Source organism: Desulfuromonas sp. AOP6, from assembly GCF_009731355.2.
In the GTDB taxonomy this organism is placed as follows: Bacteria; Desulfobacterota; Desulfuromonadia; order Desulfuromonadales; family SZUA-540; genus SZUA-540.
Map to the genome: position 1 here is coordinate 3,022,367 of NZ_AP022810.1, position 24,525 is coordinate 3,046,891.

The 24,525-nt window shown below is 49.6% G+C and carries 12 protein-coding genes and 1 pseudogene; 7 read left to right on the forward strand and 6 right to left on the reverse strand.

Annotated elements, in window-relative coordinates:
- Positions 1-268 precede the first annotated feature (268 nt).
- Complete coding sequence (locus AOP6_RS14185; RefSeq protein WP_155877377.1) at positions 269-1,459, reverse strand: cysteine desulfurase family protein; 1,191 nt, start codon at positions 1,457-1,459, stop codon at positions 269-271.
- A 155-nt stretch (positions 1,460-1,614) separates the two neighbouring features.
- Here AOP6_RS14185 and AOP6_RS14190 point away from each other — a divergent pair, with 155 nt between their 5' ends.
- Genes AOP6_RS14190 through AOP6_RS14205 form a run of 4 tightly spaced genes read left to right on the forward strand, consistent with a single transcriptional unit; the run spans position 1,615 to position 7,924 of the window.
- Positions 1,615-2,562 (forward strand): DUF4007 family protein, encoded by a 948-nt coding sequence (locus AOP6_RS14190; RefSeq protein ID WP_155877378.1) that lies wholly within the window; start codon positions 1,615-1,617, stop codon positions 2,560-2,562.
- A complete protein-coding gene (locus AOP6_RS14195; RefSeq protein WP_155877379.1) occupies positions 2,562-5,960 on the forward strand; it encodes an ATP-binding protein in 3,399 nt (1,132 codons plus the stop codon). Before AOP6_RS14190 ends, AOP6_RS14195 begins: the two co-directional genes overlap by 1 nt.
- Before the next feature lie 3 nt (positions 5,961-5,963).
- Positions 5,964-6,800 carry a phosphoadenosine phosphosulfate reductase family protein gene (locus AOP6_RS14200; RefSeq protein ID WP_155877380.1) on the forward strand — a complete coding sequence of 279 codons (837 nt, stop codon included), beginning with the start codon at positions 5,964-5,966 and terminating at the stop codon, positions 6,798-6,800.
- The gene (locus AOP6_RS14205) at positions 6,797-7,924 is read left to right on the forward strand and encodes a hypothetical protein (protein WP_213194624.1); all 1,128 of its coding nucleotides are present in this window, start codon (positions 6,797-6,799) and stop codon (positions 7,922-7,924) included. The genes AOP6_RS14200 and AOP6_RS14205 overlap by 4 nt, the downstream gene beginning before the upstream one ends.
- On the opposite strand, the gene AOP6_RS14210 is transcribed toward AOP6_RS14205, so the two are convergent.
- The 3 genes from AOP6_RS14210 to AOP6_RS14220 are packed head-to-tail and all read right to left on the reverse strand — an operon-like array spanning position 7,921 to position 16,573.
- Entirely contained in the window at positions 7,921-13,281 is a 5,361-nt protein-coding gene (locus AOP6_RS14210) for an FtsK/SpoIIIE domain-containing protein (RefSeq protein WP_155877382.1), read from the reverse strand. The genes AOP6_RS14205 and AOP6_RS14210 overlap by 4 nt on opposite strands.
- On the reverse strand, positions 13,278-14,810 hold the full coding sequence (locus AOP6_RS14215; RefSeq protein ID WP_155877383.1) for a hypothetical protein: 1,533 nt from the start codon (positions 14,808-14,810) through the stop codon (positions 13,278-13,280). Before AOP6_RS14215 ends, AOP6_RS14210 begins: the two co-directional genes overlap by 4 nt.
- Positions 14,807-16,573 (reverse strand): hypothetical protein, encoded by a 1,767-nt coding sequence (locus tag AOP6_RS14220; protein WP_213194625.1) that lies wholly within the window; start codon positions 16,571-16,573, stop codon positions 14,807-14,809. The genes AOP6_RS14215 and AOP6_RS14220 overlap by 4 nt, the downstream gene beginning before the upstream one ends.
- Positions 16,574-17,872: 1,299 nt before the next feature.
- Between AOP6_RS14220 and AOP6_RS14225 the strand changes: the two genes are divergently transcribed.
- From AOP6_RS14225 to AOP6_RS14235, 3 genes and pseudogenes are all read left to right on the forward strand, one after another.
- Positions 17,873-18,157 (forward strand): type II toxin-antitoxin system HicB family antitoxin, encoded by a 285-nt coding sequence (locus tag AOP6_RS14225; protein WP_213194626.1) that lies wholly within the window; start codon positions 17,873-17,875, stop codon positions 18,155-18,157.
- 719 nt (positions 18,158-18,876) lie between these two features.
- Positions 18,877-19,539, forward strand: a pseudogene (gene ttcA, locus AOP6_RS14230) (tRNA 2-thiocytidine(32) synthetase TtcA); the annotation flags it as partial.
- A 91-nt stretch (positions 19,540-19,630) separates the two neighbouring features.
- Positions 19,631-20,290: a PilZ domain-containing protein gene (locus AOP6_RS14235; protein ID WP_155877386.1), complete on the forward strand. Its 660-nt coding sequence runs from the start codon at positions 19,631-19,633 to the stop codon at positions 20,288-20,290.
- On the opposite strand, the gene glnE is transcribed toward AOP6_RS14235, so the two are convergent.
- Both glnE and mtnA read right to left on the reverse strand, forming a co-directional pair.
- On the reverse strand, positions 20,287-23,472 hold the full coding sequence (gene glnE / locus AOP6_RS14240; RefSeq protein ID WP_155877387.1) for a bifunctional [glutamate--ammonia ligase]-adenylyl-L-tyrosine phosphorylase/[glutamate--ammonia-ligase] adenylyltransferase: 3,186 nt from the start codon (positions 23,470-23,472) through the stop codon (positions 20,287-20,289). The genes AOP6_RS14235 and glnE overlap by 4 nt on opposite strands.
- Entirely contained in the window at positions 23,473-24,516 is a 1,044-nt protein-coding gene (gene mtnA, locus AOP6_RS14245) for an S-methyl-5-thioribose-1-phosphate isomerase (RefSeq protein WP_155877388.1), read from the reverse strand.
- Between the last annotated feature and the right edge of the window lie 9 nt (positions 24,517-24,525).

Genomic DNA, 24,525 nt, shown 5'->3' on the forward strand with positions numbered 1-24,525 from the left:
TCCCGGACTTTTCTGGGTAAATACCCGGCGGTTTGCACTGACCACGAGAATCAGGAGGGAGCCATTCCGGGCCTACATTGATCTTCTTATCCTACCATCTGACTATTTGTCAAGTTGAAGTGCCAAAACGTCCTCCACTCTTGATATTGCCATAGTTCCCACTCTATTTTGATTCACTTCTAAACTAAGGCTTTCGATGAATTGCCGCCAAGCATTGGTGAAAAGGTCACTTCCTCATCACAGAAATAAAGTCCTTTGAAAAGTGAGACTACATAGAAAAAGAGGAAGATTCGGACAGCTTCCTCAATGCCATATCAATGAGCTTGATGGCTTCATCGATTTGTTGATCAGAGGTCTCAAAACCGAGGCTCAATCGAACTGCAGAATCTGCCTCCTCCTTATTCAATCCAATAGCTCTTAGCACGTGGGAAGGCTCTGGAATTCCCGACGTACATGCCGAGCCGCTAGAGGCTGCTAAATATGGCTGCAATACTCCCAGGATATCTTGCCCGTTAACTCCCTTGAAGCCGATAGATATATTCCCAGGATGACGCTTTTGACAATCAGCTCCATAGAGTTTGGCTGACCATGGTAGGGCTAAGAGCATAGCGACAAATCTGTCCCTGCGACTACGTAAGTTATCGCGCTTTAAGGCTGCTTGAGGCGAGCCGAGATATTCAGCAGCAGCGCCCAAACCTACACATAATGGCGTAGGCAATGTGCCAGGTCGAAGCCCATTTTGTTGGTTGCCGCCGTAAATCAACGGTTCGATTTGATCTTGTAGATCTCGGCAGATATATAAAGCGCCAATCCCTTTGGGACCGTACATCTTGTGCCCAGACAGGCTAAGCATATCCACATGTTTTACAAAATTATTCATATTAATCCCCATCGGCGCTTGCGAAGCATCGCAGTGAAATACAGCTTTATGGGGTCTAATAATCTTAGATAGGGTATCGATATTCTGTATAGTGCCGATTTCATTGTTGACGGCCATAATTGAAACAAGAAGAACGTCCTCTTCGAGTAGCCTTTCCATTTCTGTAGCAACAATATATCCGTTTCTGTCAACAGGGATAGTTTCTACAGTAAAACCATATTGTTGTTCCAAAACAGGTCCAACTGATAGCACAGATTTGTGCTCTATCTCGCTCATAAGAATTCGTTTTCGGGACGAGCCTTTGAGAGCGGAACCTTTCGCCAGGCCCAAAAGTGCAAGATTATTCGATTCTGTTGCCCCAGATGTAAAAATAATTTCGTCGCTATCTGCACCAATGAAATTGGCGATTTGCTGTGCTGCTTTTTCTATAGCGGCAGAAGATTTATAGCCAAGCACATGATCTGCGGAATGTGGATTGGCAAAAGAATCGCTGAAATATGGCAGCATTTCATTTAAAATTTCATCAGCTACCGGTGTTGTAGCTTGATAATCAAAATATAAAATTTCGGAATTATTCATAATAAAACAATCAGTTATATCCTATGCAACTAACTCTAAGGACCATATGGATTTTTTCTTCCTTCTGGATGATGCCTCCAGCAGATCGACATTGACTATACCATATACTCTATATTAGAGTCACCTGGATAGATCATCCAGGAGATATAAATACCATGGCACATGGACCACTTTACCAACAAGACTACAAACCTCACTTTTCAGGTCATGAGACCTTTCCATTAAGGTATGGATGGCTAAAAAAATGCTATGACCGTGTATCTGAAACTGAGCAAGAATCGAATAACAAGCTCCTGTGTTGGGGGGATGACGCCATTGCTCGTTTTGGTGTGGGTAAAAACATGGTGTCATCTATGCGTCATTGGGCGGTGGTTGCGGGCATCATTGACGAGCCCTCAAACACTAACATGGTGAAGTCAACATCGCTCGGACAACTGCTATTCGGAGAGCATGGTGTTGATCCTTATTTAGAGAATCAAAATTCGCTATGGCTAATCCATTGGAAGCTAGCAACGCAAAAGAAAAAAACCACATGGTATTGGGCTTTTAGCTACTACTCCGCAGTTACATTTGATCGGGATAAGCTGATTAAGAGATTACAGCGTGATTGGCCTAATGTCGCACAGGCGACAATTAAAAACGACGTCGGGTGTTTTATTCGTACATACGCCGCACAACCATCATCTTCAAAATCCGGACGAGATGATTCCCTTGAATCTCCACTTACAGAACTTGGATTAATTAAGCCGGTGTCGAAGCGTGATGAGTTCCGATTTGTTCGCGGCCAAAAAACAACGTTAGGAGAAGGGGCGTTTGTTTATGCCCTGCTTGAATTCTGGAGAGAATTTTCTCCAGCATCATCAACGCTTTCTTTTGAAGCGATCGCATATGAGCCAGGGTCACCGGGACGTGTTTTTTTGCTTGATGAAAACGATGTCGCCGACCGCCTATCTGACATTGCCAACGTCACCAACAATGCGCTTCGATGGTCGGAAACTGCTGGATTAAAACAAGTTGTTCGTAGCTCGAACTTTGATTTCAGCAATGCGCTTGAGTTTGCATTAGAGGACTATAAACGTTCAAGTGATAGGGAGTCATCATAGTGGCGTTAGTTGATCAAGTACGAATTGCAAGGCGTTTCCAAAAATCCATAAGGATTGATACGGATTTGGGTGACAGGAATGCCCTTGATGGCTTTATCTGCCCGCAATCTTATGCCGATATCCTCTTGTCGATGGCTCGGCATGTCTCCGAAAGCGGGCAAGGTGCATTTACGTGGACCGGCCCCTATGGTAGCGGTAAATCGAGTTTGGCGATTGCGTTAAGTGCCTTGCTGAATCGTAATGAAAATCTACGAAAGGAAGCAGCTAAGGTCTTCAGCCAAGATCTTACAAATTCAATATGGAAGGCTCTTCCAACCGGTTCAAAAGGTTGGCGCGTACTTCCGGTTGTCGGGAGACGAGATAATCCCGTTGATGTTCTAGGGGAAACGTTAAAAGAGTACGGGTACGTTTCACGCCGCCCCAGAGGCGGGTGGACCGAAGAGCAGGTTGTAAACTGCTTGATAGATGTCGCCATGAGCAAACCTAATACCCATGGCGGTCTGATGCTATTCGTTGACGAAATGGGCAAGTTCTTGGAATCTGCCGCACAGGATGGCTCGGACATATATATCTTTCAACAGCTTGCAGAGGCCGCATCACGTAGCAATGGCCGATTTTTATTTATAGGTGTTCTACACCAAGCATTTGGTGAATATGCTCACCGGCTATCACATGAGCTGCGTGATGAATGGGCTAAAATCCAAGGACGATTTGTTGATTTATCCGTCAACACCATTGGCGAAGAACAAATTGATCTAATTTCTCGTGCGATTGAGTGTTGTCGTCAGGCATCTCCAAAATACAAAGACCTCTCTAGAACTGTTGCGAAAATTGTACGTAAAGACCGTTTACAGAACGACGACCGCTTAGCAAATATGCTGGCAGATTGTTGGCCTTTGCATCCTGTTGTCGCTTGCCTTCTTGGTCCGATTTCACGCCGCAGATTTGGGCAAAACCAGCGTAGCATCTTTGGCTTTCTGAATTCAGCAGAACCTCATGGTTTTCAGGATTATTTACACACGGCGGATGAAACGAACCTCTATACGCCAGCAAAACTTTGGGATTATTTACGAGCCAATCTGGAACCGTCCATTCTCGCTTCACCTGATGGCCATCGTTGGGCACTTGCGGCAGAGGCATTAGAACGGTGCGAAGCCCTAGGTGCTGACGGGTTTCAGGTTGATCTTTTAAAAACCATAGCAGTTGTCGATCTCTTTAAAGAGCGATCTGGTCTCGTTCCGAGTTTTGATTTAATCCAAACATGCTTTCTGGATGTGAGTGCAAAAGACCTTAAAGAGGCACTAACAACTCTCGATAAATGGTCCCTGACAATCTTCAAGAAGTTTCAAGATGCGCACGCCATTTTTGCCGGTAGCGACTTCAACATAGACCAAGCAGTTAGTATGGCACTGGATGAGATTGATGAGCTCGATTTTGCAGCCTTAAAGTCCTTGGCCGGCTTGCAGCCCATTCTGGCAAAGCGCCACTACCATGAAACCGGCGCTATGCGTTGGTTTGATGTGAATATCACGCCTGCCAAAGATGTGATGGCTGTGGCGTCTCGCTTTAGACCTAAAAACGGGGTAATTGGTGAATTCTTGCTTGTTGTTCCGACCGAGGGGGAAGAGGAAGAGCCCGTTAAAACGCTTTGCCGGGAAGCGGCCAAGTTAAGTGACCAATGGGATATCGTGGCAGGTTACTCACCACGAGCTTGGTCAGTAGTGATGCTGGCACGTGAACTTCTGGCACTTGATAAGGTTAACAATGATCATCCTGAGCTGGCGGGTGATCCGGTTGCAAGACGCGAGGTTACGGCAAGGCTCGCAGATTTGCAGGCCCAGTTGGAGACCGAACTCACAAAATCGCTCGACATGGCCGAATGGTGCCGTAAGCATCACTCTACAAAACGATATCGTCAATCTGATCTGAACAGTCTTGCCTCTGAGATTGCTGAAAGACGGTATGACCAATGTCCAAAGCTGCATAATGAGCTTTTAAACCGACAAAAGCCATCCAGCAGTGCTATCGCAGGCCAAAATGCTCTCTTGAGGCACATGATTACAAGAGATGGTGAGCCACGCTTGGGCATTGACGGCTATCCAGCTGAAGGCGGTCTTTACGCCTCTCTGCTGGAAGCCACAGGGCTTTATTCAGAAACGAAAGACGGCTGTCGCTTCGTAGCCCCTTCCGATAACGAAACTGACACATACAGGCTTTTCCCGGCATGGAATGCAGCGATCCAGCATATAAAGAAAAACAAAAAACGCTCGGTTGCCGTATCAGAGCTTTATAACCTTTGGGCGGAACAGCCATACGGCATCAAAGATGGATTGATGCCGGTTTTAGCGGTTGCTTTTATTCTCACTCAACGAGAAAATCTGGCTATCTACCGGGAAGGTATATTCCGTGCGCGGCTTGATGACGTCGATGTTGAGTATCTGGCGAAAGACGCCGAGACAATTCAACTTCGTTGGATGGACCTGAATAAAATTTCGCGGCGCATGCTTTCTGATATGGCAGATGTTGTGCGCGATCTCGATGAAAAAAACGAACTCATTCATCTTGAGCCCATCGATGTTGCCCGTGGTCTCGTAGCGATCTATGAGAAACTTCCGAACTGGACCAAACGGACAATGCGCCTGTCTGCAAAGGCTATTCAAGTGCGCGACATTTTTAAACGCGCCCGTGATCCAAACAAGTTTTTGTTTGATGATATCCCTGCGTTGGTAAACTCAAAGAATCCCGACATCTCAGATAAAGACGATATCCAGAATATTGTTTCGATAGTCAAAGAAGGTTTGCAGGAGCTGGTACAGGCATATCCTCTTATGGTTCATAGGCTAAGGGATATGCTTCTTGCGGAGCTACAAGTTCCTAATCTTTCACGCCAGTCTCTCTTGGAGCTTCGGGAACGGGCAGAGAATGTGAAAGAGCTTGCAGGAGATTTCCGCTTAGACGCCTTTGTCGGACGTCTGGCTCAATTTGAAAGCGATGATGAAAGCTTCGAGGGTATTGCAAGCCTTGCGGCAAACAAGCCGCCGAGAAATTGGGTTGATCCTGATATGGATCGAGCATCTATTGAGCTTGCTGACATGGCCCAGAAGTTTCTCAGAGCCGAAACCTTTACACGGATCAAGGGCCGCCCGGAGAAGCGCCAAGCAATGGCCGTACTAGTTGGGATGGAAGGTAGACCAGCACCGCTTTTGGAAGAGTTCGATGTGGTCGACTCTGATAGGGAAGCAATCAACGATATTATTGAACGGGTTTCAAAGGCGCTAGATACCACTGACATCAAAAACCGAAACATCATTCTTGCAGCATTGGCAGAGTTGAGCGCCCGGTATATGCAAGCTCCCGAGATGGAAAAACGAAAATCAGGGCACGGAAAGGTCGCATAGGATATGGCTGGAAATGAAATACACGTTCTGGGACTTTCCGGCGGTCGAGATAGTGCTGCGCTTGCTGTATACATGCGCCAGCATCATCCAGATCTTGATATTGAATATTTCTTCACCGATACGGGCAAAGAGCTTCCTGAGGTTTACGAATACCTAGGAAGGCTTGAAGGCTTCTTAGGTCAACGTATACTCAAGCTTAACCCCGACCGTGATTTTGATTTCTGGTTAAAGCAGTACAATGATTTTTTACCCTCTGCGCAGACGAGATGGTGTACACGCCAGTTGAAGTTGAGACCTTTTGAGCAATGGGTGCGTCCCTTGCTCGCAGATGGTACGAGGATATATAGTTATGTTGCTATTCGTGGTGACGAGGAATACCGTGAAGGCTATACTTCAAAAGATGATAACCTAATAGTAAAACTACCATTTAAAGAGGTCGGGATCGATAAAGCAGGCGTTTTGGATATTTTGGAAGGAGCCGGTCTGGGGCTTCCTAGTTACTATTCATGGCGCACCCGTAGCGGCTGCACCTTTTGTTTTTTTCAACAAAAGATTGAGTGGGTACGACTGATGGAGCGCCATCCTGATGCGTTTAAAGAAGCTAAAGCTTATGAAAAAAATGCCGTCGACCATGGATCTCCTTTTACCTGGAGCCAAGGCGAGTCTTTGGAAGAGTTGTCTAAGCCAGAACGAGTCAAGCAAATCAAAGAAGACCACGAGCAGCGTTTAGCCAGACAGAAAAACAAGTCACAACCTAATCCTTTACGTTCAGACAGCGAGCCTTTGGATATTGATGATCTTTATGGCAAAGCAAAAGTGTGTCTTGCTTGTCATAAATGATTTTAAAAGCGCAAATTCAAAGCCAGTGGATGCAAATGAACCCTGAAAATATAATTACGGCAATAGAAAAGTTTTTCTTTGAGATCATTGGTCAACTGCTGCCAGGTTTTTTATTTCTGGTCGGGATTTACTTTGTCCTTCCTAAAGAGTTCGTCGAGAATTTCACGCCTTCAAATAGCCTAGGATATTGGAGCCTCGTAGGTGCATCATATGCTGTAGGTTCCGCCCTCACAGCTCTTGGATGTTACATTTTTATACCGATATATCTTAAGATATTAACGTGTCCTGTTATTTTGTGGACGCTTCCAAAAAGAATAAAGGATATACTTCTGTCAAATGAGGAGATAGATGAAAAACTTCAAAAAAGTGCGGCGTTCAAATTTATTAAAGCTCAGCTTCCTGAAGAGGCATCGCTACAATCGCTAAGGAATGTGGCGATGTCATCTATTAGTTCATCTGACAAGGAAACCACGATCAGATTTATGTTTCTCAGTCTTTTGAGCCAAGGCATAGCAACAAGCATTCTCCTCCTGGCGATTATTCAAGCTGTTGTTTGGTTGCCGAGTTATGTCGGTTTTGGGGAAGGTGTCGGTTGCACAGCAGAGCTTTTTCTGGTTTCGCTAGTTGTTGCATTTCCGTTCATATTAAGAGAGCGAGAGTTTTTTGATCGGGCGCGCCGTCTTCCGATAGACTGTTATTTCGCAACTCTAAAACCGGATATTTCTTCCAATAAAGTGGGCAAGCCAGTTAAAACTGTATATCTGTCAGGAGGCCACTATTCAGGTTGGCAAGTGAAAGTGATTCAGGCAGCCAAGAATTTCGAATATAAGGACCCAAGCAAAAACGGACTCTCTGACCCCAGACTTTATACAGAATGGGATTTAGAGGCCATCAAGAGCAGTGATATAATATTTGCATATTTTGAAGATACAAACCCTGGGGGGTTTGGTCTCTCTTTGGAGATTGGTTACGCCGCAGCTCTAGGAAAACATATACTATTCGTTGATGAAAAGTCTCTCCATTCGCCTGAGGTCGGGCGGTACCTTAAAATTATACAAGAAACCTCAAATGTAGTCTTTGACTCGTTGGACGAAGGGATCGACTATTTAAATTCACTGTCCTAATTAGTTGAAGTTCTCTTTAACCATGCCCGCCTAATGATGTCCGCTAGCTTTTCTATCTCGTCTTCTGAAGTAAATGGCACTTGAGCCAAAATAACTCTCCCTTCGCCCGATAGCTTTGCAGCAAGATGTCCGCGACCGAGTAGTCTCTCAGCACCGGGCTCATCGAGAACAAGTATAGAGTTCTTTTTATCTGCAACCTTAAGAACTAGCCGGTTTGTTAAGTTGGCACGAAGTTGCATCGGCAATGCGTCTTTATCCGGTCGCTGTGTAATAAGTACGAGGTTAATTCCTGCTGCCCGTGCCTTGACGCCCAAACGGCTTGCATTTAAATCAACAGCGTCTCTGTATTCATTGATCATCATCCAGTCCGCTAACTCATCGTGGAACAACCAAATTCGGGGAAGTTGCTCGGATGGGAGAACTTTGCGGTTGTAGTTGTCTAGCTTGGAAACACCTGCTTCTGCAAGCAGGCGGTTTCTTCTCTCCATTTCGGCCACTAGCTCTTCGAGGGCGTGGATAGCTTCGTCTTGCTCGGTAATGAGGTCACCGTCGAGATGAGGCATGTTGCGTAGCCAGGGAAAATCAATCCCGGCTTTGGGGTCAATCATGCGGATGCGCGCTTTTTCAGGAGAATTTGTTGCGCAAATATCCAGAAGCAGCGACTGTACCAGAACACCCTTGCCGCTCCCTGTTTCACCGGCAATCAAGGTGTGAGGTCCGTGTGGTTGGTTTCCTCCAAACTCGTTGCCGACATTCAGATACAGAATTTCCCCGTCTGCCTCTTTCGCACCAAGCAGCAAGCTGGTATTGGACTCCGGTGCTGTTGAGGGAAGTTGTCGTCTTCGCCACAAATCCTGCAACCGCAGAATTGCCCGATGTGGTCGTTTGACCATTATGATAATTTCCATCGGAGCAGCCAGTACGTTGATGACATCAACGGCGTGCGAGGTCAGAAGTTCTTGGCGCTTCTTCTCAACCTTGGGAACTGTGAGGTCATCTGAGCCCCTGAAGCGAACAAGGGCAGCGTTTGGCGTGAGCCTCGCACCAATGAGCTCAGCAGTCATTTCATACCCGCGCAATGCCCTTTGCAAAGCTTTGACGGTATTGTCAAGCCAGGCTTTGGTGTCTTCGTCGTCTTCCTCAGAAGCAGAACCGTTATTGACCCATTCGGCAATCTGTCGCGACGGCCACATTTCTAACAATTCATCTGGAATAGTGGACTTGGTTTCTTCTGCCGCGGAGTCCGGTTGAGGTGAAGGGAAATCTTCAGTCGGAGTAGGGACAACAGTATCCGGTTCTATTTTGACTTTTGATTCATCTGCAAGATCACTCTCTACTGGCTCGGGAGCAGGGGGATGAGATTGAGTGGTGGCTACAGAGTCAGTCGTTGCTTCAAGGGGCTCTGAAATTGGTCCCGTGGAAACAAGAGCGTCACTCCATGTGCCGCTTTCGGCTTCCGGTTGCTCTTCTGGCACTTTGCCTTTCTTGGCAAATTTACGGAATGCCCTGGCAACACTGGCTTTGTCAAACACTTGTTGGGTACAGTGTGGCATACCTTTCAGAGGCGTGGCATCACCTCCATCAACGTACTCATCATTGTCGTGAATAAAGACATGTGAAAACCCTGCTAGCTGTATCGATATCTTGTCCTGCCTGACTTCATCTGACCATTTGTGTAAGTCCCAGCCGTTCATCGGCGCAGGATCAAACGGCTCCATACCTTCAATCATGAAATCACCTATACGATTAAGCCAGATTTCACGATCAATTCGTTTGTGATGGGGATCAATTGCTCGCCCCACACGAGCAACGGTTTCTTCGAGTTGTTTGGCTGACTTCTTAGCCTGTGTTCTGTATCCGCGAGAACTTACAAATTTTGCTTCCGATATCGCCAGTTTGAGAACAGGCTTGCCATCAACAATACGAGGGGCGATGGCCATGATATCGGCAATTTGCTCTTCCTGTTGTCCGAACCAGGACGCAAAATCATCCAGAAAATACCAGCCTATGGGCAAGCTTGAATCGCCAAGTCCACTACGAATCTTCTCCATGGATAGCACGATGCCGAGCAACTCATTTGCGTAATGACCATATCGGGCAGCACGCATGACCACTTGACCGGACAGCGTATTGGCTTGGTCAATCAGTTGGTCGATGACAGATTCATCTTCTGAGGTGATTGCCGGATCGAGCCTGTCCAAGCGTTCCTTGAGAAGCACACGCAAGAGTTTGGGTTTAGATGTTGTTGAGACAACAATATTGCGATTTACTTGCCGGTCTCGTATATGGCGAATAACGCGAACGCCATTGTTGCTCAGGAGGCGGCGGTCAACCAGTTCATCGAAGTTCACAACCCATTCACCAATCTTGTGTGTTTGGGTAAATACGCTGCCTATATCGCCATCTCGGAAATTAACCTCTCGGGCAGGGATAACATTTCCCGGCGGTGCGTTATCTCCCTTAAGGAATCCATGAATGAGGTTGAGATAACTCTGGCCGGATTGTGGTTGCACTGGACAAGCTAAATACACTGATGTTGCAGTATCCGCCAAACCAATCGGACGACGACGAGACCAACGTGCCGGAACATGAGTTAGTAGCTCAGGATGCCTGTCGCCAGGAGTTCTTTTCCAAACAAGCTGAGCGTTCCGCGCTACAACATCCTGAAGTGCCACCAGATCGACAGCACGGTCATTGTCGTCATCAGGGATTTGGGCCGTGTCAAGAAAACCTACGCGGAGCCTGGAAAGGAAATTCCTGGCGGCTTCACTGGCCATGACCGAACCGGAATCTTCGTTAACAGTGACATTCTGTTGCTCATAAATCCGTCTAATCCGCTTGGGTTCTGAATGTGTGAGTAAGAGGTCGCATTGCAGTTGATTCTCTTGTTCAACCTTGCTGGAAAGCTCTGCGGCCAAAGCACCCGGTAATGCTTTGGATTCCGCGTTATATAGAACGACCGAAAAATTACTGCGCTCGTGAGGCAGAAGTTTCAAATACTGCTCTCCGACATTGCCAAAGGCTTTGGCAGCAACTCCGGGCTCAATGTCAAGTGCGTCGTCTCCGTCCTGCCGGTTTCTCCTTAGAGGCGGCTCAGCGAGTGTATAGTCATACGAGGTGTCAGCCGCAGAGAGTAGTATCGGTTGATCACGATCAAACCCGATACAAATTTCCGGGTAATAGTTTGCAAGTAGTTCAGACTGAACCTGAGAAAACAGAAGGTCGGCGCGGAAAATATCATCCTCTTCCGCATTTATTACATCATCAATAAGTTTTCCGGCCTGGCCTGCTTTAATGTGAATTTCGGCAAGACGCAGCGGATGCCACGGCGTGACGATGGCAGCTGGACTCCCGGCACCGACGTTCGCCACACCCAATCGCAGAATTTCCTGCCAGAGTTTTTCTCGGGCGAGATCATTGCTTGCATGCTCTTCCAAGGCAACAAGTAAGTCATCATAAGCTGCCGCTTGCCGGGAAAACGCGTCTGAGCTAATTCCCGGTCCTTTAGTTGAAACCCAGTCACGAATGGCCTGTGAATAGGCGACCTGAAAGGCTTTAAATCGCAGGTTTATGACCGTTGTGGCATCTTCCCCCAATACACCAGAGAGATCGTTGAGGTTGTTCAGAAAAGCGTCGCTTCGATCACCGCTATCCTTATTTGGAGCAACAAGTTTTCCATCATTTGTATTTGTCACGTCGCGGATTGTGTTTACATCATTTAATGCGATTCGCTGGATACTTCCTTTCGCATTGACAGATTGCCTGGCGATATCCGCTGTAGGTAATAAAGCATGAGGTCTTTTTTGATTGGCCACACTCAATAAGTCATCAGGCATTGCGGTTGCAATTGCATCAACGGGCATTTCCCAGTGAAATATTAGCTTGGCCTTAGTCCCTTCGGGATCGAGAATGACCTCGAACTTGATAGATCGGGCCTCTTTAGAGCCGGATGTTGTTTTGGCAAGATCGTCATCGACTTGTGGAAAGTAAAACTCCATAAACTTTCCGAAATCTAATTCGACCTTGTCTCCCAAGACATTTTGTAGCCCTCGGTATCGAAACGCGAAGTATCTTGCAACTTTCGGATTTTTTCCGCGCCAGAAACTTTTCTCTCGGGCATTGGGAATGCGAATTGTCAGCTTCTTTTCTCTTAGCTCATCATCACTGACTCTGCGGCGTAAGCTGTCCAGTGTATCCAGCAGCCCAACCAGAAAATCCTGGTAAGTTTGGGGGTTGCGATAAATATAACGTTCCCATTTTCCAGACAGCTTTTTGTCTCGCGCAAAATGCTCTCGGTGCGTTTCAAAGAAGTCCTGTAAATCGCTCGATGGGTCTTTGGGGAAATTGCTTGAAAGCAGTTCCCGCTCTTCCTCTTCAAGTAGATCGTCGAACTCGTCATCAAAGAACTTGATGGTTTCTTCACCGAGAGGTGCCGATGAGGTCTTTGTAATGCCCTCGAAAAGATCAGAAACGGATCGCCAGTCTAGGTCTACCAATCCTTTTTGTGCGTCGGACCAATCATCAATACGCAAATCAGCATTCAAGAAGGTTTGAATTGCCTGACGTTCAACTTCGTCTAGACGGTCGGAAATGTCCGCGAAGTTGGCGCGAAGCTGCTCACGCGGAATCGGCTCCCCTTTTTCAGTTTCCAAAACGAGAAGAGGGCGAACTTTGCTCTGTAATCCTTTAAATATTTTGTCCCATTCCTTGGTGGATTTGCGTTTATTTTCAGGTATGCGATCAAAGTAACCTGAATACCGTGGAAGCTTCAGGCTTGGAAGGGCATTATCAATCGCTTTTTGAAGAGGTAGCCCCTTGGAAATAATTCCTTCCGCAATAGAAAGAATAAAATCTGCAAATGTCTCAATAGTTCTCGCAGAATGGGTATTGTTTGCGGACATAAGGGCTGTCAGTAAATGTTCGCGCTTGGCCCCCTCAAGATATACTGAGGTCAAACCAACCTGATCAATCCAAGCGTCATAGCAGGTTCTCAGTGTGTCAGTTTCAATTTTTGTGATTTTTTCAACGCTTTTATCATTCCGTTGGAGTTCTTCTTGCGATGCGGCAAAGAGCACTGCGCGTATGTTTTCCGGCAATCTGCAATGACGCCAATGGGTGATGGATTGGTCGCTTCTCGCGTCAGCAGGAAGTGTGTTTTCAGGATCGAATAAACTGGAAATTCTCACCGAAACATCTGATGCCGTGTCTGAATCAGACAATACGGTTTCTGCAATAGAACGCACGAGTGATGCTTCCAGCCCGAGCATGCAAAAGCGTATTGAGCCTTCCGGCTCCTGATCCAAGTGAATCTTTATGAATTCGAGTGCGACCGCCGCGATGAGTTCGTTTCTTGTCATGTATTACTCCTAAACGGGTTCTCAACGTAGGCACAATCATCAGAAAGGCGGCGTAGTAGCCCTAATGTCCTTAACCGTTGCTCTAAGCGCTGTGAATTTTGCATAAAGGCGTTTTGATCAGTCGGGAGAGTTCCAAACGCTTTCTCTGCTTCGTTCGCCCCTATAACCAAGCGGAATCGGTCATAGAGCTTGGCCAGAAAGCGGTGATATTCCTCCCGGCCTTCATCCACAATGCACATGACTAGGGCTTTGAGCAAAGAATCATCAGGTGAGTACCATGTTCCTGCACCTCGCCGCGAAACCGCCAATCCAATTTGCCTTGCCCATTCCATATGCACTTTAGCTACGTGCTGCTGGTGGCGCTTTTCAGCGTAGGTCCTAAGAGCTTCAAAGATCGTCTCCGGATCACCGGACGGCGGACCATCATCCGGCTGCCATTCATAGCGTTCAGCAAGATACTCTCGTACTGCTTCTGCGGGCGCTCTGGCTTGTAATGCTTCGCGCCAGCGCTCGTCGTCTTTAGCAGACTCGATGTATGCACGAACTGCGCGTGTCGATAGCATCCGGTTCGCCCCAAAATTTTCTTTTGAGAGTTCGAACAGGGTTGTTCGGCGAGGCGAAGCAATTTCCAATACGAATTTTGGTTCGCTGGTGTCGCCCACTTCTTCATAAGCCCGTTTGAGCATGTATAGAAGCATGTGCAATGAGGATAAACGCATCAACGGATCAAGCAGTGTTTCGCCGGATAAGTCCAAATTGAGTAGGAGGGTCCACGTCTCGGCAAGGTCGCCGTATTCTGGTCGCTCGGCAAAAGGTAGATATCCAATTGTGCTAGATACCAGGTTCGAGTCAATCCTATACCCTTCAGGTAACAGGGCACGAACGACGCGATTCCAGGTTTCATCTTGGCGAAGCAATTTTTCAGAAATCATTTCTGCTAGGTCCTTACCCTTGCCGCTGCGGTTCAGCATTAGGTAAAGAAGTTCTCCGCTTCTTGCAAAGAATCGTCTGTCTGGGCTTCCATTTACATTTGCGGGTAAATCCGCGTAAAGACAGTTCGGGCCGTATGGAAATAGAAAGCGAGATGTCCATCGACGTTGACGGTGTGGTTCAATCGCTGTGGTTTGAAAAAATTCTACTACTCGTGAAAGACGGGCAAATGAGCCGAACCTGTTTTGTAGATATCCGAAGTCATCGTCGGAAGAAAACGTTTTCAACCACGCCCGCCATCTCTCTGGATCGGACTGGTGATTGTCTTCAACATACCTGATGTGAGGGTTGTTAAAGACCAATTGCCGCAGAGGAATAAGGCGTGGAATATAATACGTGAACATCTCATGTGCGCCATCACTTCGGCTCTCTTTCAGAGCTTTTCCTTCCGCATTCCTTGACTGAAAAATTGCAAGGAACTCCAGAAACACAAGCCATGGCGTTTGGTCATTGTAAAGGCGGTGTCCCCAGATGGCCTCGTCAACCCAAACATTAACATCGCTTCTGTATTTTGCAGGAGCTTCGAGACGTGTACTCATGAATCCACCCTGATCCTTACATTGTCGGGATGGGCTCGACCATGCTCATCCACCGTAAGTGCTTGTAAGCTGATTTCATCGCTGAATGGCTCTTCACCAATCAGATCGTCGAGCCTTTTGATCAGCCTTAATTTGAAGTCTAGGAAATCCTCATTACATTGACGGGAGAAGCTTGCGGGTAAACTACCATTTGCTACACGGACAAGATATTCAAAGTGAGTAAGCTGAAGAGTGAGGCTGTCAACGATACTATTAACATCTGCGGCTGGATCAACAATTTGCATACATGGCGTTGCGTCATCGCCTCCTAATTTAAAATTGAGGTAAGGATCTCTTTTATGCCGGGTTGTCGGTAAATCATAATTAAGAAGAGAGGCTATCCGACCACGACCATCACCACCGGAAGAAGCGAGATAAAGCTCCGTTCCGTCGTCAATCATCATGCCGCAAAACGTTCTGTTAAGTCCTCGGACAAGTAGTTCTACTGTCCGCGATGTGTCGCCACTGTTTTTTAAACCTTCAATAAATTCCAGGAACTGGCCTGCCGCCTGGTATACTGTTAGACGCCAAGGATCAAAGGTGCTTTCGGCAGGAAGGGAAAAAAAGAGCCTTTGTCTTTGTCTCGACAGTACCTGCATAAATTCTTCAATGTTTTCTCGGGCTCCTTCAAGATAGTCGCGCAAATATTGTTCATACGCAGGTGCACCATAATAAGCGTCTTTGGAAACCAAATCAGTGTAGAGTTTTGAATCGCTGTACGAGCCGTAGATGAGCAAGTTATCAAGTTTATTGTCAGTTTCGCGGCCAATGCCAAAGGCTTCGAGGATATTGAATACTTGATATTGTTGCCTTTGGCGATCAGATAGATTCATTCCGAACACGTTGGCATAAGGGTTCGTTAAGCGATAATCTTCTTTCTCAGCGCGATTCTTTGCTGTGCGGCAGGTCAATAAAATCTGTCCGCCCTGCCGATCTCCCAACAGTATATTGACACCGAGAAGAAGTAAGTCTCGGATGGGAATGTGCATACGGTTGGCACGCGCAAGCTTCATCAGCTCTCCTAACCGCTTGCGAAATACCGATCCTTTACTTCCATTACGAAGTCGTTCGCGGTTTATGCGGATGGGGCAGGTCGTTGAGCCGTCGCTCTTCAATAGGTCACAGCCGTTACACTGAGACCACTGCGGATGCTCAACCACTTGTTCAATCAGTTCCTGAAAATGATCAGAAGCGTCAAGGCAGCTGAGATTGTAGAGATTTAGGTGAAGAACATCGTCTCTTGTACGGTCCTCAACAAGCATGTCCTCTACGATTTTGAAAATTTTGTGTTCGTCCTCTCCCTGGCTTTCCGACCAATCACGCCAACTTGCCAGGAGTTGACCGTCATTGGCCGCGACAAGATATACATTCTCAGAATTTTTGCCGGAGACAGACGCGGCCAGGTTGGCAAGCATTTTGTTTTTTTCTTCCTGTGTCAGCTCGCTCAGGTCTTTAACAATGGTCAACTTTTTTTCGGAAGCCGAAAGAGTTAAAGAGACAATTTTTTCGCCCGCATTCCAATGTTCAGGATCGCCACCGAAAACGGTCCAGATTTGGCGGCAGTGGAAGGTCTTACCGTCGCCAGCAGTACCCGTCAATATGACGTTGCAAGGTTCTGCCGATCCGAAGTTCTCTTGAACCTCTTTCAGCCTTGCCGGAGTAAGGTGAATGACAGGGTCAATCCCATGACGCTCGATCTCAGTCTGGATCAATTCGTCATACATATTATCCCCGGCAGGTATAGGTCCGTAGTGACGCAGAAATGATATTAAGCCGTTTGATTGGCTCATAGATATTGCCTCTCTATTCTGTAGGACTAAAAAAGAGGATACGTATACAGGTCAAGGTTTAACCCTGTAAAAGATTAAAGGAATTGGGATTTCCCGTCTTTTATACTCCGTGAGGAAGACATGCAATTGAACGAAAAGGCGAATTCTCGAATCTTATATTTATACTATTACGGTCAAAAAATTTCCACCAAACAGCCAGAGTAACATCTACAAGAATAACCTGACATAATATCTCTTCAATTAAATAGGCCAATGGTTAAATTTATTTTATTTTGAAATACTTACAAAGGCATCCTAAAGCAATAAAAGCTGCATTTTTCCATCAGAGCTAAAGATGCCTTTAAATAACAAATGCCACCGAGTAGCTTGAAGTGCTAGCTCGGTGGCGATGAAATATTACAATGAATTTTTCGCCACGACGTCCCTCCAAAAAATCAAAAATCATTCAACCGATATTTTTCTGTTTTGTCAAGGTGTTAGAAATCTGTGTGTCACGAGCAAATAAAATGTCCGGACTTGTAGCACAAGGTTTGCCCGGTTCATGGTTATACCAGGAGGATGACTATGAAACGGCCTCAACTGCTACAGGAGACCCGGAAAGTGCAATTCTAAGAAATCTTGAATCTATGGACGTAAAATCGGCTGACCCAGGAGGAGGCCAGTCGCATGCTGGGAGTAACTGACCGTACCTCTCGGCGCTATATCGATCATTATCACGAACGGCCTGGACGGTCTACTGGACAAGCGTTTGACGCAGGCATCAAATCGTAAAGCTCCGGGAGATGAGGTCATGGCTCTGATCGAGCACTACGAATCCCGTCAACGCTGATGGGGTATTAGACATTTTCACGCAGGGTACTGCCGCGAAGGAGGCACTTGAAGCTACACATGGGTTAAAAATCAATTCCAGAAAGCCAAAGTGGCTCCAGAGGACAAAAAACGGGGTGTCCATCGCAAAAAATGAGAGTGTTCTCCTATGACGGGAAAGATGATCCACCAGGACGGTAGCACCCATAAATGGGTTCCCATTTTAAAATGGGTGTTGATCTACTGTCAATTTTGACCCATCATCAGCACGTGGTCCAACATCGTAAAAAATTACAAGTCAATGAAATTAGACTCAAACCAGTTTCACAGTGGGTTGAGGTTGAACCCCGTTTATGACACAGATTTCGTTGCCGATTTACAAGGGAGGACGAATTTGATCTTACAATGCATTGCATGGGGGACAAAATGACCAAATATGGATTCATTCTCTTGTGGAGCGATGAAGACAGCGGATTTATCGTGACCTGTCCAGATTTTCCAGGGCTTTCGGCGTTTGGAGAGACAGCCGAAAAAGCCCTTAAAGAAGCAAATATTGCACTTAATCTTCTTATTGAGTCTCTTCGGACCACAGGAACGGCTCTTCCTGAACCCACAAAGGCTGCCGATTATAGCGGCCAGATACGACTTAGAATGCCCAGAAGCCTCCATCGCTCCTCGGCTCAACGAGCTGAGATAGAAGGCGTGCCCTAAATACATGGTTGATTGCTCTTCTCTCCGAACGTAATGCGGCTAGATATAAATGGAAGTCCTAAAAAAATGATGGGAGATTAGTCGATGTAGGGTTTGATGATTCTTCACTGTCTGCCGTGAGACGTCAACCCAGCTTAACAATCGCTGAAGATGGGTAGATTCGACTCGTAAGTGAAGCATACCCTTGGAACAAATGCTCAATTAATTCTTTTCGCTGTGCTATGTTCCTACACGAGAGGGATAAAGAGCTAGTCTTTAGGTATGAGCAGAGAGCACCTTATTGTTTTTGGTTAAGTAAAACATTGAAGCTTTTATATGTCTTTGAAGAATCGCGATAGAAGCTGGAGAACCAAGAAAAGCCTCATTTCACGCCATAAACTATCTGGCAATAGGTGGTGTCCACTTTTGCCAGCGGCAGCCATGCTCAGTAACAAAAAAAGAACCTAGGGTGTCGCGAATCACACAGGACGCGGCGCGGGGAAGAGATAACACGCCGAAATCTACCCCTGATTTTTTGTAAAGGTTATTGTATTTAAAACGACCCTACCGTGACTGAAAAATAGCACTTGATGACATTCCTTTACACTATTGAAACTTTCCGTAAAACATTTACTTCGCGTTGGCCTGTTTACGGAACACTGAAAACCCTATTTCCTTGGGCTTTTGTCAATCAAGCCACGCACTTTAGTCTCGCATTTTCTGAAACCTACTGGATAGAAGGGAAGGATTCCTACACCCTTTTGCATATTCTTGACCAGCTGCGCCGTCGGGCCCCCATCCGTTATGAGCTCGTTCCCGTTACCGTAGACTCCGGCTATCCCGGATTCCGCACGGACATCATCGCCGAACACCTGCACGCACATGGCTTTACCTGCCGCGTCGAAGATACGGAGTGTTACCGCATCATTACAGAAAAACGGCGGCCGGGCTCTTCTTTCTGCGCCTTCTGCGCCCGCCTGCGCCGGGGCGTGCTGTACAGCGTGGCGGACGAACTCGGCTGCAACAAGCTGGCGCTGGGACATCACCTCGACGACACCATCGAGACCCTGCTGCTGAACCAGTTCTATATCGGCACCCTGGGAGCCATGAGCCCCAAGCTGCTGGCCGATAATGGCCGGCACACGGTGATCCGCCCCCTCGTCTACGTCCCTGAAGCGGACATTACCGAATTCGCCCGTCAAAACGCTTTCCCGCTCGTGTGCTGCTCGTGCCCGGCCCATGCCCGCCAGGATCAGAAACGCCAGCGCATGAAAAAGCTGATCAGCGATCTATCCATCGAAATCCCCCATATCCGCCAGAGTATGATTCGCGCCCTCGGCAATGTGCAGCCTCGCCATCTGCTCGATCCCCATCTGAAAGATTTCGGCCCCGTGGAAAAATAGGCAAAGGGCGCTAAAATGGAACAAAAGGGTCGAGGGCGGCGTTTACCTCTATCCAAGCCAAGAAGACATCCTTTTTTGGAACGACACCACCATGCTGACTGACCCTTACTCCCTTTCCCCGGCGATCAAAAACGCCTTTCTCGACCTTCCTCAAGAACCTCTGCAGGAAGTGCTGCACAGCCTGCTGCGACAATGGCACTTTATCTTGGCCGACTCCCCCCCGGCAGCAGGACTGCATGTCACCGCCACCGCCTCCCAGGGGCTGGCCCTCCAAACGCCGGCCGGCCTCTCGACTACTCTTGCCTTCCCGTTGCGGGTAGAAGAGCTGTGGATCGCCGTCGAGGCGCCTTTTTATCCCTTTCCGCGCGCCCATATCCGTCTGGAAATGGACTGGCCTATTCATCTGCGTGTACGCGGCGGCATCGAGAAGACAAGGCTCTCCAGTCTTTCTGACCGCGGCATGCGTTTTTATTTTTCCCGGGAGTTGGTACCAGAGGAAGACCTGGAAGTCGAGGTGGAACTGGACGATGTGGTCCTACGGCTGCAGGGAGTGGTCATCTACGCGCAAAGTCGCGCCGGTCGCTGGGAGGCGGGGGCTATTTTTGAGCATGTCACTCCCGCTGAGCGATATCGGATACGAAATTTTATCGTTCGCACCCTGATGGGGAGAGTGCGAACGGAGGTTGGTGAAGACTGTTTCAGGAAGGCTGGCGACTTCTTTTTCTTTCCGCCCCCTTTAACTGGCGCCTAAGACTCACACAGAAGTCGGGAAAAAACCTCGCGAATGTTTTCCGTGGTGCCATGGTACTCTTCGAGAAAGACGTCATCAGGTCGGCGTGGCCGATCTGGATAGCCCAGGCGCCGCGCCAGTTTGAGCAGGTAGGTGCGATCACTGGAAAGCTCACTGATCGACTGGTCGTGCACCAACCGCAATTTGTTTTCCAGGCGACGCAGAAACTTGTACCCACTGTCCAGCGCATCGAAGTCGTCATCGGATAGCAGCTCCTTGCGGTGAAGCACCTCCAGAGCCTTCAGTGTATTGGTCACCCGCAGTGCCTTGCTACGCCCGCCATGCAGCAACTGCAGGTACTGGGCGATAAACTCCACGTCTACCAGCCCCCCCCGGCCGGTCTTGATGTTCAACCGACTGGCGCCTTCACGGGCAATCTCACTCTCCATCCGATTACGCAGCCGGCAGATCTCCTCCCGCAATGTCTCAGGCAGCGGCCTCTCATAGACGATATGCTCGGTGAGCTCGGCAATGCGGTGTGCCAGCGTCTCCGGGCCAACCACCACCCGGGCCTTGGTCAGGGCCTGGCGCTCCCAGATCTGGGCTGAAGACTGATGGTAGTGTTCGTAAGCCGACAGACTCGTCACCAGGGGACCCTGGTTCCCAGAGGGCCGCAGGCGCGTATCGATCTGGTAGACATACCCCTCGCGAGTCATGAGGGTCAATACGGAAATGATCCGCTGGGCCAGGCGGGCGAAATACTCCTGGTTGCTCTGCTGACGAAAACGATCCGGCTCCGTCCCCTCCACAGGTCGCGTCTGCCCCTCTCCCTCATAGATGAAAATGATGTCCAGATCCGAGTGGTAGTTCAGCTCCATTCCCCCCAGCTTGCCCAGGCCGACAATGGCGAAAGCCGCTTCATGCTCGGCCCCCTGCGCGTCGGCACAAAAAGGCAGACCAAAGCGGGGAATGAGTTCATTCCTGCTGATGCGATAGGCCTTTTTCAGGCAGATATCCGCCAACTGGGACAGCTGCAAGGTCCCTTCACCCTGGGGTGTTTTGCCGTGGATGTCGTTCAGGGCGATGCGCAGCATCTCCTCATTGCGAAAGCGCCGCAGCACATCGAGCTTGTCCTCGTAATGGGGCGCCGTCTGCATCAGCAAGGACAGATCCTTCTCCATATCCTGAGGAGGCTTGAAGGAGACGGCATAGGAGCGGGAAACGAGGGAATCGAGGATTTCCGGATGCTGTATAAAAATGCGGGAGAGGAACTGGCTGGTGCCGAAAAGGGAGATAAGGACGCGGATGATCTCCCGGTTTTCGGCCAGCAGGGCGAAAAAGGTGCCGCGGGCGCGCAAAGCGCTGAGGAAACGCTCAAGGTTGAGCAGGGCCATGTCAGGCTCGGGTGAATCGAGCACCTCCTGCATGAGCAGGGGAGCGATGCGCTCCAGCTGCCGGCGGGCCTTCTGGGTCAGGTGGGCGTGGGGGGGACCGTCGCGCAACACCAAAAGAACTTCGTAGCCGGCATCCGGATTTTTACACCCCTTCGCTTCGAGCATATCCTTGACGTAATCGATGTCGGCGGCCGGATCGAAGAGAAAGGTAATCTCCGGCCGCACCTCTTCCCGGATTTCCTCTTCCGAGGTGTAGAAGAGATCGAGATAGATGGCTTCCACTGCTCGTCGATGTTCTTCCAGGCAGCGGGAGAAGGCCTCTTCGTCGGGAAAACCGCAGCGGCGGGCCAGGCTTTTAAATTCGCGTTTGTCGACCGGCAGCGAATGGGTCTGCCGCTCCTGCACTACCTGAATGCGATGTTCAACTGTGCGCAGAAAGATGTAGGCGCCGGTCAGTACCCGGCAGTCTGCCTCCTCGATCAGTCCTTCTTTATGCAGCAAGGCAAGGGCCCTCAGGGAATTTTTCTCCCGCAGGTCCATATTTTTGCCGGCGTAGATCAATTGCAAAGCCTGGATGAAAAACTCGATTTCGCGGATGCCGCCGCGCCCCAGCTTCAGATTGAGCTCCCCCTCCTGCTCGCGGGAAAGACTCTGGTTGATCTTCTGCTTCATGGTCTTGATGTCCTCGACCATGGCGTAATCGAGATAGCGGCGATAGATGAAGGGTTCAAGGTTCTGCAGCAGGCGCTGCCCCAGGGGGAGAGAACCGGCCACCGGTCTGGCCTTGAGCATGGCGGCCCGTTCCCAGCTCTGCCCCCAGCTTTCGTAATAGACCTCGGCACTGCGCAGGGAATTGGCCATCTCGCCGCTGTTCCCTTCCGGACGCAGACGTAGGTCAACGCGAAAGACAAAACCATCGGCCGTCACCTGGCCGATGGCGCGGGTGATCATCTCGGACAGCTTGACGAAATATTGGTGAAGGTGAAGGCTGTTTTTGCGGCCGCCGCGCCCGTCATCGATCCCGGTGGTGCGGCCCCGCTCGGAGGAATAGAAGTAGATGATATCGATGTCGGAGGAGAAGTTGAGTTCGCACCCGCCGAACTTGCCCATGCCCAGGATGGTAAATTCCGGCTCCATGGGACAGGTGCCCTCGGGCACATCGAGGAGAGGGGTGCCGGTTTCAAGCCTCAGTAGATGGTCGCAGACCTCATAGGCACGCTGCAGCGTTGCCGCCGCCAGAGCAGAGAGTTCGGCGGTAACCTCCTGCAGACCGGCCAGACCGCAGAGATCACGGCTGCCGATGCGCAAAACCTCGCGGGCCTTGTACTGGCGCAGTCCGCGCTGCAAGTCATCAAAAGAGGCCTCATCGGCAATGTGCTGGCGCAGTTCATCCAGCATGGCCGCCTCGTCCTTATGGCGGTCAAACTCACCTCCGACAAAAAGATCGTGAAAATAGATGCTTTTGCGGCAAAGAATCGCCGTGAGAAACGACGAAGCCCCCACCAGGGTTAAAAAGCGGGGGCGCTGAACAGGGTCGCGCATGACTGCCAGAAAGGCGTCGCGCGGCAGGGTGTCGGCCAGGCGTTCACTGCCATTGAGGCACTGATCGGGATCGGCGCTGTCGAGGGCTTCGGCCACCACAGCCGCCACTAGCGTCGCATCTGCCAGCAGCTGCCCCAGTAGGTGCAGGTTGGTAGCACTCTTTTTGGGCTCGGTAAAACCGAGCTCCGCCATCAGGGCCCGCAGCCCGTCAGGGCCCTCTTCCAGGCCGATTTTCTCAAGGCGGCGCTTCAACCCGGCACGATCCATTTAGTCCCCCTGGGCCAGCGCCTGCAGACCGGTCAGGTAATCGCCTTTGACCACGCCGCGTTCGGTGATAATCGCCGTGATCAATCGGGCCGGGGTCACATCGAAGGCCGGGTTGCGCACGTCAATACCGTCCGGAGCCAACTGTTTGTCGCCGACGTGAGTCACCTCGCGGCGGTCCCTCTCTTCGATGGGGATCAGGCTGCCGTCGGCTAGGCTCAGGTCGAGGGTTGAAATGGGCGCGGCGACGTAGAAGGGCAGCCCATGCTCGCGGGCCAGCACCGCCACCGTGTAGGTGCCGATCTTGTTGGCCGTGTCGCCGTTGGCAGCGATACGGTCAGCGCCGACAATGACACAGTCGATCTCTCCGCGACTCATGAGGTAGCCCGCCATGTTATCACAGATGAGAGTCACCGGGATGCCGTCCTTGTGCAGCTCCCAGGCGGTCAGGCGGGAGCCCTGCAGGAAGGGGCGGGTCTCATCGGCATAGACGCGGTTTACCTTGCCGGCGGCGGCCGCCGCCCGGATGACTCCCAGGGCCGTGCCGTAGCCCCCCGTTGCCAGGGCGCCGGCGTTGCAGTGGGTGAGAATCCGCGCTGCACCCGGGATGAGGGGTTCGCCATGGGCACCCATGGTACGGTTGATCTCTTCATCCTCGCGGCCAATCTCCTGCGCCTCCGCCAGCAGCAGGCGCTTCACCTCGGCAATGGTCTGCTCCCGATGACGGGCGGCGCAGGCCTTCATACGATCCAGGGCCCAGAAGAGGTTGACGGCGGTCGGCCGGGTGGCGGCCAGCTCGGCGCAAACCTGTTCAAACTCCCGAAAAAAAGCCTCGAATCCCACCGTCTCGATGTCCCGGGCCCCGAAGGCCGCCCCGAAGGCCGCCGCCACGCCAATAGCCGGCGCTCCGCGTACCACCATGGTTTTGATCGCCTCGGCGACCCCCTGGTAATCGGTGTATTCTAGCCAGACTTCCTCGGTGGGCAGCAGGCGCTGATCGATCATGCGCAGGCGGCCATCCTTGAATTCAATCGGTTTGATGGACATGAGCTCTCC